At 49.7% G+C, this 13,243-nt stretch carries 11 protein-coding genes and 1 pseudogene; 10 read left to right on the forward strand and 2 right to left on the reverse strand.

Features of this window, described 5'->3' with window-relative positions:
- Nucleotides 1-186: 186 nt before the first annotated feature.
- From BG55_RS09450 to BG55_RS09485, 8 genes are all read left to right on the forward strand, one after another.
- Nucleotides 187-2,781, forward strand: coding sequence for a type I restriction-modification system subunit M (locus BG55_RS09450; RefSeq protein WP_034936871.1), 2,595 nt, complete (start codon nt 187-189; stop codon nt 2,779-2,781).
- Nucleotides 2,774-3,829, forward strand: a complete 1,056-nt coding sequence (locus BG55_RS21430; protein ID WP_052018768.1) for a restriction endonuclease subunit S — start codon at nt 2,774-2,776, stop codon at nt 3,827-3,829. The genes BG55_RS09450 and BG55_RS21430 overlap by 8 nt, the downstream gene beginning before the upstream one ends.
- Nucleotides 3,829-4,056: a restriction endonuclease subunit S domain-containing protein gene (locus BG55_RS09460; RefSeq protein ID WP_034936874.1), complete on the forward strand. Its 228-nt coding sequence runs from the start codon at nt 3,829-3,831 to the stop codon at nt 4,054-4,056. The genes BG55_RS21430 and BG55_RS09460 overlap by 1 nt, the downstream gene beginning before the upstream one ends.
- Nucleotides 4,053-5,108 carry a PDDEXK nuclease domain-containing protein gene (locus BG55_RS09465; protein ID WP_034936876.1) on the forward strand — a complete coding sequence of 352 codons (1,056 nt, stop codon included), beginning with the start codon at nt 4,053-4,055 and terminating at the stop codon, nt 5,106-5,108. The genes BG55_RS09460 and BG55_RS09465 overlap by 4 nt, the downstream gene beginning before the upstream one ends.
- The gene (locus BG55_RS09470) at nt 5,105-8,368 is read left to right on the forward strand and encodes a type I restriction endonuclease subunit R (protein WP_034936879.1); all 3,264 of its coding nucleotides are present in this window, start codon (nt 5,105-5,107) and stop codon (nt 8,366-8,368) included. Before BG55_RS09465 ends, BG55_RS09470 begins: the two co-directional genes overlap by 4 nt.
- Nucleotides 8,368-9,075, forward strand: a complete 708-nt coding sequence (locus tag BG55_RS09475; RefSeq protein WP_034936881.1) for a M48 family metallopeptidase — start codon at nt 8,368-8,370, stop codon at nt 9,073-9,075. Before BG55_RS09470 ends, BG55_RS09475 begins: the two co-directional genes overlap by 1 nt.
- 775 nt (nt 9,076-9,850) lie before the next feature.
- Complete coding sequence (locus BG55_RS09480) at nt 9,851-10,366, forward strand: DUF2778 domain-containing protein (RefSeq protein ID WP_420889614.1); 516 nt, start codon at nt 9,851-9,853, stop codon at nt 10,364-10,366.
- On the forward strand, nt 10,341-10,598 hold the full coding sequence (locus BG55_RS09485; RefSeq protein WP_034936886.1) for a hypothetical protein: 258 nt from the start codon (nt 10,341-10,343) through the stop codon (nt 10,596-10,598). The genes BG55_RS09480 and BG55_RS09485 overlap by 26 nt, the downstream gene beginning before the upstream one ends.
- A 187-nt stretch (nt 10,599-10,785) precedes the next feature.
- On the opposite strand, the pseudogene BG55_RS09490 reads toward BG55_RS09485, so the two are convergent.
- A pseudogene (locus BG55_RS09490) lies at nt 10,786-11,948 on the reverse strand (IS3 family transposase).
- Nucleotides 11,949-12,225: 277 nt separating this feature from the next.
- Between BG55_RS09490 and BG55_RS09500 the strand changes: the two are divergent.
- Both BG55_RS09500 and BG55_RS09505 read left to right on the forward strand, forming a co-directional pair.
- A complete protein-coding gene (locus tag BG55_RS09500; RefSeq protein WP_034936890.1) occupies nt 12,226-12,585 on the forward strand; it encodes a type II toxin-antitoxin system RelE/ParE family toxin in 360 nt (119 codons plus the stop codon).
- Nucleotides 12,569-12,892, forward strand: a complete 324-nt coding sequence (locus tag BG55_RS09505; RefSeq protein WP_034936891.1) for a helix-turn-helix domain-containing protein — start codon at nt 12,569-12,571, stop codon at nt 12,890-12,892. The genes BG55_RS09500 and BG55_RS09505 overlap by 17 nt, the downstream gene beginning before the upstream one ends.
- A gap of 153 nt (nt 12,893-13,045) precedes the next feature.
- Here the strand turns inward: BG55_RS09505 and BG55_RS22815 are convergent, their stop codons facing one another.
- Nucleotides 13,046-13,222, reverse strand: coding sequence for a hypothetical protein (locus tag BG55_RS22815; RefSeq protein ID WP_160170844.1), 177 nt, complete (start codon nt 13,220-13,222; stop codon nt 13,046-13,048).
- Nucleotides 13,223-13,243 lie beyond the last annotated feature (21 nt).

The raw sequence follows: 13,243 nt of genomic DNA on the forward strand, positions 1-13,243 counted from the left end.
CTCTAAATCATGGCCTCCAGGCTCTTGCCTGAAGGCATTGTTGCGGTTGATCCGAGAGGCAAAAACAGCGGCCATAACTTACTGGCCTCGTTGAAAAAAACCAGCCTCCGTGTGCAGGCTAACTAATTTCTAATGGTGCTGGATTGAGCTGCAGCGACAACAAAAAACCTAGGAACACACTGAACAATGCCATCCCCTAAACTTACACTCGCCCGCCTGGAAAGCCTGCTGCTCACTGCATGCGATGATCTGCGTGGCAATATGGACGCCAGCGAATACAAGGAATACATCTTTGGTATGTTGTTCCTCAAGCGTGCCAGTGATTTGTTTGATCAACGCCGAAAAGAGATTGAAAAGGAAGGTAAGGCAGCAGGCCTGTCGGAAGCGGATATCGCCCTTAACCAGGAAGACCCGGATCAGTATTCCGGAAAATACTTTTACGTTCCACCGCGTGCGCGCTGGAATGAGTCATGGACAGATGACGCAGGCAAACCTCAGCCTGCGTTGAAACACGTCAAAGATAACGTGGGTTCCACACTTAACAAAGCACTTGAAGAGCTGGAAGAATGTAACGTCGATGCCCTACAGGACGTGCTTAAGGTGACGATCAACTTTAACCGCAAGATCGGCCAGAACACGCTTGATGACGACACGCTGGTCGATTTTATCCAGAACTTCGAAAAAATACCGCTAAGTGATGAGGACTTCGAATTTCCCGACCTGCTTGGTGCCGCCTACGAATGGCTGATTAAGCACTTTGCCGATTCGGCGGGCAAGAAGGCAGGCGAGTTCTACACTCCGGCGGAAGTAGTGCGCATCTGCGTTGAAATTTGTGATCCGCAAGCAGGCATGAGCGTCTACGACCCGACGGTAGGCTCGGGCGGGATGTTGATCCAGGCGCGTGACTATTTGCGAGAATGCGGTGCTGATGCCAGCGAACTGGCGCTTTACGGTCAGGAAAAAATGGGTACCACCTGGTCTATCTGTAAGATGAATATGCTGTTGCACGGCATTTCGCACGCTGATATCCGCAATGCCGATACCCTGACCGATCCGCGGCACAAAACCGAAGGCAATGAACTTCGGCGCTTCGATCGTGTACTGGCTAACCCGCCGTTTAGTCAGAACTACGCCCGCAGCCAGTCTAAAGATGATGGCAGCGGTACTAAAAAGAAAGTTACCATTGCCTACCCTGGTCGTTTCAACGTGTGGATGCCGGAAAAAGGCAAAAAGGCTGACCTGATGTTCGTGCAGCATATGCTGGCGGTGCTTAAAAGCGATGGCCGCATGGCTACCGTTATGCCGCATGGCGTGTTGTTCCGTGGTGGGGAAGAGCGTGAGGCGCGCCAGTTCTTTATTGAGAGTGGTTACCTTGAGGCCGTTATCGGCCTGCCTGGCAACCTGTTCTACGGTACCGGCATCCCGGCCTGTATTCTGGTTTTGAACAAGGCGGGTGCGGCAGCGCGTAAGCACGTACTGTTTATTAATGGCGATCGTGAATACCGTGAAGGTAAGGCGCAGAATCATCTGCGTCCGGAAGATATCGACAAAATTGTACAGGCCTACCGCGCAGGTCAGGATATCCCGGCCTACGCCAGACGCGTCGCAGTGGCAGATATCCAGGCCGAGGAATACAACTGTAACATTCGCCGCTACGTCGACAACGCACCACCGCCGGAACCGCACGATGTGCGAGCTCATCTGCACGGTGGCGTACCGGTCAGTGAGATTGATGCCCTAGGCCACTTCTGGCAGAACTATGCTGGTTTGCGCGAGAGTTGTTTTGTGCCGCGTACCGCCACAGCGTCATTGAGCAATGGAGCGGTGCCTTATGCCGATTTTCATCCTGCGCTGCATGACAAACGTGCCATTGCAGAACACATTAATCAGCACTCCAGTATCGCTATGCGGCAGGCCCAGTTTATGGCCGATCTACAAAGCTGGTGGCAGCAATATCTGCCCATGGTTGAAGCGTTGGCTCCCGATGTGGAAAATCAGCAGGCCAAAGCCAACAATGTCTACCAGATGCGTGCCACATTGCTCGACAGTATTGAGCGCACCTTTGCCAGCCAGCATCTGCTCAATCATTACCAGGTTCGCGGTGCTTTTGCCAACTACTTCAAACTGCTTGCTTCCGACTTTAAATCTATTGCTGCCAGTGGCTGGGGCCCGGAGCTCATTCCGGATCAGGACATTCTGCAAAGTCAGTTCCCGCAGGTATTGGCCGAGCTGGAGCAGCAGCATACCCGGCTGGCTGAACTGCAGGCTCTGTTTGCTGCCGCCAGTGAAGAAGAGTTTGAAGATACGGACGATACAGGTGTGTTGCCTGCGGGTGACGTTAAGGCCCTGAAAACCAGCCTGAGAGAAGCCAAAGGTATGATGAAGCTGGCCAAACGTGACAGTGCCTTTGGTAACTGGCAAAGCCATCAGCAGGAAGCCGCTCGTATTGAAGCACAGCTGGCCCGCCACAAGGTGTTGGAAGACGAAGCTAAAGCCTTGAAGGCAGCGATAAAATCGACCGAATCGAAGAAGTATGAACTGGTGGAACAGGCGCGCCTGAAGATCGGTAACGATGAAGCGCGAAAGGTCATTGTCGAACGTTTGGGTAAAGTGCTGTTCGACAGCTACCGCCAGTATCTGCGTGCCGATCAGCGGGCCTGTATCGCGGCGATTGAAAATTTGTGGAATAAGTACGCAGTCACCGCGAAGCAGATTGAGGCGGAGCGGGATGCAGCCGCAAAAGCATTGCAGGCGTTTTTAGTGGAGCTGGGTTATGAGTGAGATTAGGTATGCACCATTGAGCAATCTTGCTGATGTCGTAATGGGTCAGTCTCCGGGTGCTGATTTGTGTAATACCGAAGAGCAAGGACTACCATTTCTACAAGGAAGTGCGGAGTTCGGTGCATATTATCCTCACTCTGAAATTTACTGTTCACCTCCGCTGAGGGTAGCCAAAGTTGGTTCGGTACTAATTAGTGTTAGGGCACCGGTAGGAACGATGAATTACGCTGATCAGCACTACTGTATCGGAAGAGGTTTAGGGGCATTCAAAGCTAAAGAGGGGAAATCAGATACGGTTTTTCTCAAGCACGCAGTCGAATTAAATGTGGATTACCTGCATCGCCGCAGCCAGGGGTCAACTTTTGCTGCCGTTTCAACGGATGATCTCAAGACGGTACCAGTGCCGATATTTGAACCAAAGAAGCAAAAAAAAATCGCTGCCATTCTCACTGTCATCGACGCTACCATCGAAAAAACCGAAGCCTTGATCGCCAAATATCAGCAGCTCAAGGCGGGGTTGATGCACGACCTATTTACCCGTGGGTTATTACCTAACGGCCAACTTCGCCCACCGCGCAGCCAAGCCCCTGAGCAGTATCAGGAAACCGAGATTGGATGGATTCCGAAGGCGTGGGTGGTTTCTACTCTTGAAGAATTGCTTGCACCTTTGCCAAATAATATCCGAAGCGGACCATTTGGCAGTGCCTTGCTTAAATACGAGCTTGTAGAGGATGGGATTCCATTCTTAGGTATCGATAATGTTCATGTAGAACGCTTTAATTCTGAGTTTCGTCGGTTTGTAAGTAATCGAAAATTCCAGGAGTTAGCCAGGTATAGGGTTCGCCCTCGCGATGTGGTTATCACGATTATGGGAACAGTTGGTAGATGCTGTGTCATTCCAGACAATCTTGAACTCGGGCTCTCTTCCAAGCACCTTTGGACGATGACATTTGATCTCGATAAAGTAATCCCAGAATTGATCTGCTGGCAGCTCAACCATTCATTTTGGGCGCATGCGTGGTTTCGTCGTGCAATGCAGGGGGTATAATGGATGCAATTCAATCCAGCACATTGAAGACGCTGCACTTACCTGTTCCTGGTGTTGATGAGCAAGTATTGATTTATGCCCGATATGTGAAAATTTCAGCGCAGATTGAGCAGGAAAAATCATTACTCGAAAAGCTCAGAAAACAGAAACGCGGTCTGATGCAGGACTTGCTTACCGGCAAAGTATCGGTAACGGTTGACGAACATGACACGGAGGTAACCGCATGACCCAGCAGTTCCCGGCTTCACTGACCCCAGAACCCAGCGGCTACGCCGACTGGCTGGCTGACCTGAAGGGCCGCATCCATAGCGCTCAACAGCGTGCCGCACTGGCGGTCAACCGGGAACTGGTGAGCCTGTACTGGCAGATTGGTCGTGACATTCTTATGCGGCAGGCCGAGCAGGGTTGGGGGGCGAGGGTCATCGACCGGTTGGCTCATGATTTACGTACTGCTTTTCCTGAAATGAAGGGTTTTTCGCCACGTAACCTCAAGTATATGCGTGCTTTTGCCGAAGCCTGGCCGGATGCGGAATTTGTGCAAGCGGTGCTTGCACAATTGCCCTGGTATCATCAACTGGCGCTGTTGGACAAACTTAACCGTCCGGAAGATCGACGCTGGTATGTCAGCAAGGCTATTGAACATAACTGGTCGCGTAATGTTCTGGTAATGCAAATTGAAAGTCGCTTGTTGCAGCGTAGCGGTACCGCAGTAACCAACTTCAATGTAAGTCTGCCTGAGCCACAGTCCGATCTGGCGCGTGAATCACTGAAAGACCCTTACCGTTTTGATTTTCTGGGACTGACTGAGGAAGCCCAGGAACGGGAAGTGGAAGATGCTTTGGTAAAACATGTGACTGAGTTCTTGCTGGAACTGGGCGCGGGTTTTGCCTTTGTCGGACGACAGGTATTGCTGGACGTGGGCGGCGACGAGTTCTTTATCGACCTGCTGTTTTACCATTTGAAATTGCGCTGCTATGTGGTTATCGAACTCAAGGGCGGCAAGTTCAGGCCCGAGCACTTGGGGCAATTGGGGTTCTATCTGACCGCTGTTGACCGGCAGGTGAAAGACGAGCAGGACAACCCGACCATTGGACTCCTACTGTGCAAGAGCAAAAACAAAGTGGTTGCCGAATATGCCTTAGGCGATAAGTCCCAGCCGATGGGCATCGCTGAATACAAATTAGTTGAATCCCTGCCAGAGGAGCTGCAAACCCGTTTGCCGAGTATTGAGCAACTGGAACGAGAGTTGGCTAAGGGCGCAGAAAAGGACTCTGTATGAGCGAATATAGCGAAGTCGAAAAGCCGTTTCTTAACCAACTGGCCGGGCAGGGTTGGACGGTCATTGACCAGGGCGCAGGTATACCGCAGCATGCAGGCCCCAGTTTGCGCAGTAATTTCCGCCAGTGGCTTTTGCCGGAGGTGTTCGATAACGCTATACGTGCCATCAATCGCACTGACGATGATCGGGAATGGCTAACGGACAGACAACTGGACGATCTGCGCAGTCAACTGCTGCGTCAGCCCAATCGTACCCTGCTGGAGTCTAATGAGGCCGTGCAGACGCTGCTCTTTAAGGCGCAGACCGACAGCAACGAGCTGACCGGCGAAGCTGACCCGGTGGTACGTCTGATTGACTTTCATAACCCAGCGAACAACCAGTTTCACGCCATCAACCAGTTCCGCGTCGACACGCCGGGTTGTGTTAAGGCCTTTATCATTCCAGACATCGTTTTATTCGTGAATGGTATTCCACTGGCGGTGGTGGAATGCAAGAAAGGCTCGGAAACCTGTGCCAATCCGATGCTGGAAGCCTTTGTTCAGTTGCAGCGCTATATGCGCCGGCGTAAAGAAACGACAAACGCGGGCCTGAAGGAGGGCGAGCCGCGATTATTTCACAGCAACCTGTTGCTGATTCGCAGCTGTGGCCAGAAAGCGGACTACGGAACCATTACGTCGGGCGAAGAGCATTACTACGCGTGGAAAACGCTCTATCCGCAAGAGGAAGCCGCCCGGGAGGGCTTAAATGCTCAGCAGCAACTGATTGCCGGAATGTTGAATAAACCCAATCTGTTACAGATTTTGCGTACCAGCGCGGTGTTTATGGATACGGACGGTGGGCCGCGCGTCAAAGTGGTGTGCCGATATCAGCAGTTTCGTGCCGCAGGCAAGATTATCGAGCGTTTGCGTCAGGGTGGGACAGCGCTGGATCGCAGTGGTGTGGTGTGGCATACCCAGGGTTCCGGCAAGTCGTTAACCATGGTGTTTCTGGCACGAATGATCCGTTCAAGCCTTGACCTGAACGATTATAAGATGGTGCTGGTGAATGATCGGCAGGATCTGGAGAAGCAACTGTCAGACACTGCCACCCTGATTGGTGGGCGGGTGAATGTGATTGAAAGCCGTCAGGGCTTGCGCGCGCATCTGTCTGGCGACAGTTCGGATGTGAACATGGTGATGGTGCATAAGTTCCAGGAGCATAAACTGACGCTGACGAATACGGTCGCTGAGGCGTTGGGCACTTATCGTGCGATGCCTGCGGGCAAAACCTTTGGTGTAGTAAACAGTTCTGAGCGCATCATCCTAATGATTGATGAGGCGCACCGCACACAAAGTTCGGATCTCGGCGACAACCTGTTTGAGGCTTTTCCTCATGCGGCACGTATTGCTTTTACCGGCACGCCCTTGCTCACCGAGCGCCATGGTGAAAAGAAAACCCATAAGCGTTTTGGCGAATACATCGACACCTATCGGCTGATGGATGCGGTTAACGATGGCGCCACGCTGCAAATCCTCTACGAAGGCAAAACCGCCGACAGCGCCCTGAACGAGAAGCATGCCTTTGATACGGCGTTTGAAGATTTATTCAAAGACCGTAGCGATGAGGAATTGCTGGCGATCAAGAAGAAATACGGTGCTACCGGCGATATTCTTGAGGCTGAAAACCGGATTAACGCTATTGCCCGTGATCTGGTGGCGCACTATGTGGACAATATCCTACCTAATGGTTTTAAGGCGCAGGTGGTGTGCCATTCCAAACTGGCCTGCGTGCGTTATCGTAACGGAATAGAGGCAGCACTGGCCGACCGGATTGCCAGGGAAGAAGGGCAGGCAGTGCCTGATACAGCATTGATCGAACGCCTGCGCTTTCTCAAAACCGCGGTGGTGATATCCAGTGACGGCACCAACGAAGCGGCATTCATCACTTATGCCCGCAAGCAGGCGCAGCAGATGAATGCGGTGGAGAACTTTTGCCGCGGCTTCGATCAGAATGATCCGGACAAAGCCAACACCGGCATCGCTTTTCTGATCGTGTGCGATATGCTGCTGACGGGTTTTGACGCGCCTATTGAACAAGTGATGTATATCGACAAAAAGTTGCGTGAACACAGCTTGTTACAGGCCATTGCGCGTACCAATCGTGTGAGAAAGGGTAAGCAGCGTGGTTACATCGTTGATTATATCGGTTTGGCCAATCACCTGACCGATGCGCTGACGCTGTATGCCGCCAGTGAAGAGCTGCAGGAACTGCATGATGGCATGCAGAACATCTCGTCAGAACTCCCGATACTGGACGAACGCTATCAGCGGCTACTGCAACATTTTAGTGCTCTGGGTATCAGGCAGATTAAAGCTTTCGTTAACGGCGAGTTACCGCATCTGGATGCCGAGGCTGCCGTAGTACATCAGGCGGTTAAGGTGCTCAAAGATGAGAAGAAACGTGCCGATTTCGAAGTGTATCTCAAGAAGTTCCTGATGAGTCTGGATATCATTCTGCCGCATTACTCTGCCCAGCCTTACCGGGTGCCTGCGAAGCGGTTTGGTTATATTCTGCAGGTGACCAAAGAGCGGTACAAGGACACCAGCCTTGATCTGGGGAGTGCAGGTGAAAAGGTCAAAGCACTTATTAATGAGCATCTAATCAGTTTGGGAATTAACCCGAAGGTGCCGCCTGTTGAGCTGTTGGCGGAAGACTTTCTCTATAAGTTAACTGCGCATGCTGGCGAGAATAGCGAAGCCAAGGCCAGCGAGATGGAACATGCCATCCGTAAGCACTGTACTGTTCACCACGATGAAGATCCCGCCTTTTATAAGAGCCTGTCAGCGAAGGTGGATGCGCTTATTGAAAAGCACCATGACGAATGGGAAATGCTGGCTGAAAAGCTGTCAGAGCTGCGCAAAGAAGCTATTGCAGGGCGACAGCAAGGTGAGGGCGGTATGAGCAAGGAGGCGACCACTTTTTATCAGTATATCGTTCAGCTTGGTTTTGCCAGCGGTACGGTGAATGATGCTGATAAGCCTGCGTTCAAAGCATTGATGGAGGCATCTGTGAAAATACTGCAGGAAACCATTTCCAGCATCGACTTCTGGCAAAACCCTGATAAGCAGAAACGTGTGCGTGGTTCGATTAAAACAGAGATCGCAAAGACTGGCATTGAAGAGCTTAAGCTAAACCGTGAACGTGTGGCTGTGGAAATCATGAAGCTGGCTAAAAATCGCCACGATGAACTGGTCAACATCGCGCCGGCAGGAGGCACCTGATGCCAATCCGACAGGTACGCGATATTGAATACCAACTGTTGCCAGGGACCGATCGTCAAACCACTGATATTGTGATTGAACGCAACGGAGTCATAACTGTTCGACCTCCGCGACGAATGACGCCAGAGCAAGTGGATGAGACCGTACTCAGCAAACGTATGTGGATTTACCGCAATCTGGCTGAATGGCGCGATCTTAATGCTGCGCAGGTGATGCGGGAATGGGTCAGCGGTGAGACATTTCTCTATCTGGGGAGTGGCTACCGACTTCAGCTAGTTGCAGAACAGGACGACGCTCTTAAACTCAAAGATGGCCGCTTTTGCCTTCAACGCGAGATCGTCGAACGTGGTGGTCATTCCGCCGCCCATAAGGCATTCGAAGATTTTTATAAGGCAAAAGGTCTGGCCCGTATCCGCAATCGAGTGAACTGGTTTGCCCCCAGGGTGGGAGTAACCGCAGGTGCTCTGGAGATTAAAGATCTGGGCTATCGCTGGGCATCATGTACCCGCAATGGTGATCTCCATTTCCATTGGAAATGCTTGATGGCACCGTTGACCGTTATCGACTACATCATTGTCCACGAGCTTTGTCATTTGCACCACCGAGACCACTCGGACGCATTCTGGAACGAGGTAGACAAGGTGTTACCGGATTATCGGGAAAGAAAAGAATGGCTCAGGATTCGTGGTGCTGAATTAGATCTTTGATGAACACTCATCTTCATCCTATCGAGTAAAGCATACCCCTGTAGTAATGCTTTCGTTGTGGTCTGATAGCCGTCCTCATATTTGCTTAAAAATTAACCAAAATAGCATGGTATAAAACTACTAGGGGGTCAATATGGTGGTCGGAAAAATTATAATTTTATTAAATTACTTAAATATCAATAAATTGTGATTTATGGCGAGTCCGGCCTTCGCACCATTACATAAAATTCATTACTTATCATCAAGTTAGAGATAAAATTCTACCTTTCTTGCACGTGAGAAATGATGTGTATGTTTCACCAGAAATTGCCGCTGGCTGTAGTTAGTAGTGGCAGATCAGGAAATGCTATCTCATAGCGGCGTGTAGTTCCAGGCTCAAACACGTAGCAATAGTCAACTTGAGGCTAATGACTTAGCCTACGTCTCAAAACTTTCCTAAAACAGTTTTATCACACGCATTAAAGCCCGATGTGCCGCCTTACAAGGCCCCTAAACAGATTTATGGTGGCAACGTACCTGCACACGATATGCAGGCTCTACCAGCATCTCAGCCACGCCTCTAACGGTACACGGTTATCCTGATAAGGTGTGATCACTCTGAACCGTTGATGAAGTCGCTACGCTCTGCTTGTTGGTAGTACCACCAACGGGGCTTTATGGCTTCTATTGTCTTTTATTGTCTTTTTGGAATGAGGCTTTATGATAAATCATCCTTATCTTTAGGCTGTACAAAATTCAGAAATTACCAGGACGTGATGTTATGCAGATTTGCAGGATGGATTATGACGATGTATCGCCAGACGGGAGACGGCTCAAGCTGCTTGTATATGGCGTTGGAACCTTTCCGGTCTTCTCAGGTATTGCGCCTGTAACCAATATTGCTGAGTGCGCATTTATCAGGAATGCAGCGTTACCTGTCGGGACATACTGGATTGTTGATGCACCAGAAGGGAGTTTAGTTAATCGGCTTGAAAGAGCTGTAAAGGATTTCAAAAACGGGACAAACCATGCTGAATGGTTCGGTTTATATAATTCAGCGACAATGAGTGACCATGTTTTTGTAAACGGTGTGGACAGGGGATCTTTCAGGCTCCACCCATTACGCCCAAACGGGGAAGGAGAGCCATGGGGATGTATTACATTCTATAATATCCCGGATTTTCAGATGGTCAGAGCATCATTACTTAGACGTAAGAAAGTCCGCGTACCCGGAGGAAAAGGATTAATGGCGTATGGCCGTATAGATGTAACCGGGAGGACTGATTATGCGTCATGCAAAGTTGATAAGTAATACTGTAATCGGGCTGGGCTGTTTTATTGCTTCATTTTTTGTCGTTTTATTCCCGTTGGGGGCGCTTGTCGATTATTTATCACGTATCAGCAATGATGTTCTTAATAAAACTGGGATGGGATTTGCTGACGGTGATGCTGACCCATCATTTCTTTGGGTGGTACTGTTCCTGATGGTGGTTGTTTCAGGCATTTTATACTGGATTGTCAATAAAATCCGCGTGAAAGTCTGACCGCAGGATGAGTATAGGCGCTTATGTTGGTAAGTCGCTACACTTAGATATGCGCAATGATTCTTAAATTTGAAAATTATGATAACTGTTGTTTACATCGTCCTGACTTGTATCAAGATAAATTTCTGTGACTTTTATTGAGCCATGATTAAGCATTTTACTAACTGAGGGAATGTCTTTGTAGTGGTCAACTAAAACTGGCCACCGTGTTAGAGTTATTCCAGTATCTGTTTTCTGATTCGTTTGGTGGCAACCCACCATTATATTCGTGCGGTCTGAGCACGCTGTAATATCCAACGATATATCCGTTATTGCGTGGGCTGCATCGCTGAAGCTTACGTAACCCGTCACTGGCACCCATTCGTTCTTCAGACTCCGGGAGAAGCGTTCCATTGGACTATTATCCCAGCAGTTTCCACGCCGACTCATACTCTGCCTGATCCGGTATCGCCACAGTAACTACCGGAACTGTGTGCTTGTATAATGACTCCCCTGATCGCTGTGGAACATTACTCCGACGGGCTTGCCCCGCGTTTCCCATGCCATTTCCAGCGCTTTCATGGTGAGTCTGCTGTCCGGTGAGAACGACATTGCCCAGCCCACTGGTTTCCTTGCGAACAGGTCGGGAACAACGGCGAGGTGCGCCCAGCGTCTGCCTGTCCAGATACAGGTCACATCGCCGCACCACACCTGGTTTGACTTGGTTACGGCGAACTGTCGCTTAAGATATTCGGGATAGCGACGTGCTCGTGACCACCACGCCTGTACCGATGAGTCGGCTGCTGGCAACTGACCAGCCCCAGCTCCTTCATGAGCCTGCCAGCCAGCGCCCGATTTTGTAGCCTCTCTGGGTTGACATTGTGGCGATGTTTCTTGCTCCGGCCGAACCGTGGCTGATGCCATGTAGCTCAAGTATCTGGCTGCGTAATGCAGCCCGTCTGCCGTCTGGTTTATCAGGACGGTTTTTCCAGTATTTGTAGCTACGGCGATGAACCCCGAACACGTGGCTGAGAGTGACCACAGGATAACGCGCCCTGAGTTTCCCGATTATCGAGAACTGTTCAGAGGGTCCGACATCAAGAGCGCGGTAGCCTTTTTTAATATTTCGTTTTCCATTTCAATGCGTTGTAGCTTTTTCTTTAGCTCACGTATTTCGATTTGTTCCGGAGTTATGGGGGAGACTTTTGGTGTTTTGCCCTGGCGCTCATCACGCAGTTGTTTGACCCACTTCGTCATCGTTGAAAGACTGACATCCATAGCCTTAGCAGCGTCAGAGACGGTGTAATTTTGGTCGACAACCAACTGAGCTGATTCGCGTTTAAATTCAGGACTAAAATTTCTTCTTTTCATTGGAGCACCTGTGTTGTTCTGAGGTGAGCATATCACCTCTGTTCAGGTGGCCAAATTTAGTGTGCCACTACACTTTGGCTTGTGACCAACACAGGGCGTTTCTCACAGGTCACTCGTATCATCCTGATACTGGAAACATTGGCTGGCTGTCATTGACAGCAGGTGTATGTAGTTAAAAATACGGCCAAATTATTCCGCCTTTGAGTTCTTTGCATCAATACTGAAAGAGAGTAATCTGGCACCTGGTGCTATATTAAGGTAACAGGATGTCAGCCTGATACGCGTATTCAAAACCAAATGGTTCACCAAAGCAGCTAAATCCCATGCTATTAAGGATAGCGAGTTGTGTCAGGCTATTGAGGCGGTGATACAAGGGAAAGCTGACAATCTCGGTGGCGGAGTTTACAAAAAACGGCTGAACCAGAATCGCGATCGTTCCATTATCCTGGCGAAAGGCGGGGAGCACTGGTTTTACACGTTCCTTCATGCCAAACAGGATATGGCAAACATTGATAATCGCGAACTGGCCGGTTTCCGCGAGTTAGCAAAGCACTACGCTGCCCTTGCTGATGAAAAGATTGCGGCGCTGAACAAGAGTAAAGAACTGGTGGAGATTTGCCATGACTGCAAAAAGTAAATTCAAGAGTCCTGCATTTGAGGCCATCCACAGCGCGGCTGCTGGATTATTCAGCGTTGATGCTATCCCACAGCAAACGATGCGCAACTTTGATAAAGCGTGTCTTAATAACGTGGACGATATGCAACCTGTTGAAATAAAAGCATTGCGCGAGAAGCTGAACGTCAGCCAACCGGTCTTTGCCAGCTACCTGAATACCAGTGTGTCAACGGTGCAGAAATGGGAAAGTGGTGTAAAGCGTCCAGGTGGATTATCGCTGAAACTGCTTACCGTGGTGCAAAAGCATGGATTGAAGGTGTTGGTTTGATTTATTGTAGTGACTTATTTTCGGGCTGATTATTTCAGGAGAATAAGCCTCAGTATCGATCTAACAGGCTACCTTGAGCCAGAAGTGGACATTTTCTGGTACTGGCAACAGAGTCAAACAGCACACTACGGTTGCTATTGACCTGCCCCAGCATTAGATACAACCTTCAGTTAATAATTTTTCCGGCATTTTCGTTATATTTCTCGCTTCACCAGTCTCCTTAAATTTCAGATCGTATCTGGTAATTTTTTTATTTCTTTCAAAGCATTCAAGACGGATATAACAGATTTCATTATTTTCAAAACGATACATTTCAATAATTCCCGCCATTAAATATCATTACCATCTGAT

Origin of the sequence: Erwinia mallotivora (assembly GCF_000590885.1) — a bacterium.
GTDB lineage: Bacteria > Pseudomonadota > Gammaproteobacteria > Enterobacterales > Enterobacteriaceae > Erwinia > Erwinia mallotivora.

Coding starts and splice junctions, on each gene's coding strand:
- BG55_RS09465 (WP_034936876.1), top strand. CDS start 4,053: ATGACCCAGCAGTTCCCGGCTTCACTGACCCCAGAACCCAGCGGCTAC.
- BG55_RS09505 (WP_034936891.1), top strand. CDS start 12,569: ATGACTGCAAAAAGTAAATTCAAGAGTCCTGCATTTGAGGCCATCCAC.
- BG55_RS09470 (WP_034936879.1), top strand. CDS start 5,105: ATGAGCGAATATAGCGAAGTCGAAAAGCCGTTTCTTAACCAACTGGCC.
- BG55_RS09475 (WP_034936881.1), top strand. CDS start 8,368: ATGCCAATCCGACAGGTACGCGATATTGAATACCAACTGTTGCCAGGG.
- BG55_RS09480 (WP_420889614.1), top strand. CDS start 9,851: ATGGATTATGACGATGTATCGCCAGACGGGAGACGGCTCAAGCTGCTT.
- BG55_RS09450 (WP_034936871.1), top strand. CDS start 187: ATGCCATCCCCTAAACTTACACTCGCCCGCCTGGAAAGCCTGCTGCTC.
- BG55_RS21430 (WP_052018768.1), top strand. CDS start 2,774: ATGAGTGAGATTAGGTATGCACCATTGAGCAATCTTGCTGATGTCGTA.
- BG55_RS09485 (WP_034936886.1), top strand. CDS start 10,341: ATGCGTCATGCAAAGTTGATAAGTAATACTGTAATCGGGCTGGGCTGT.
- BG55_RS09460 (WP_034936874.1), top strand. CDS start 3,829: ATGGATGCAATTCAATCCAGCACATTGAAGACGCTGCACTTACCTGTT.
- BG55_RS22815 (WP_160170844.1), bottom strand. CDS start 13,222: ATGGCGGGAATTATTGAAATGTATCGTTTTGAAAATAATGAAATCTGT.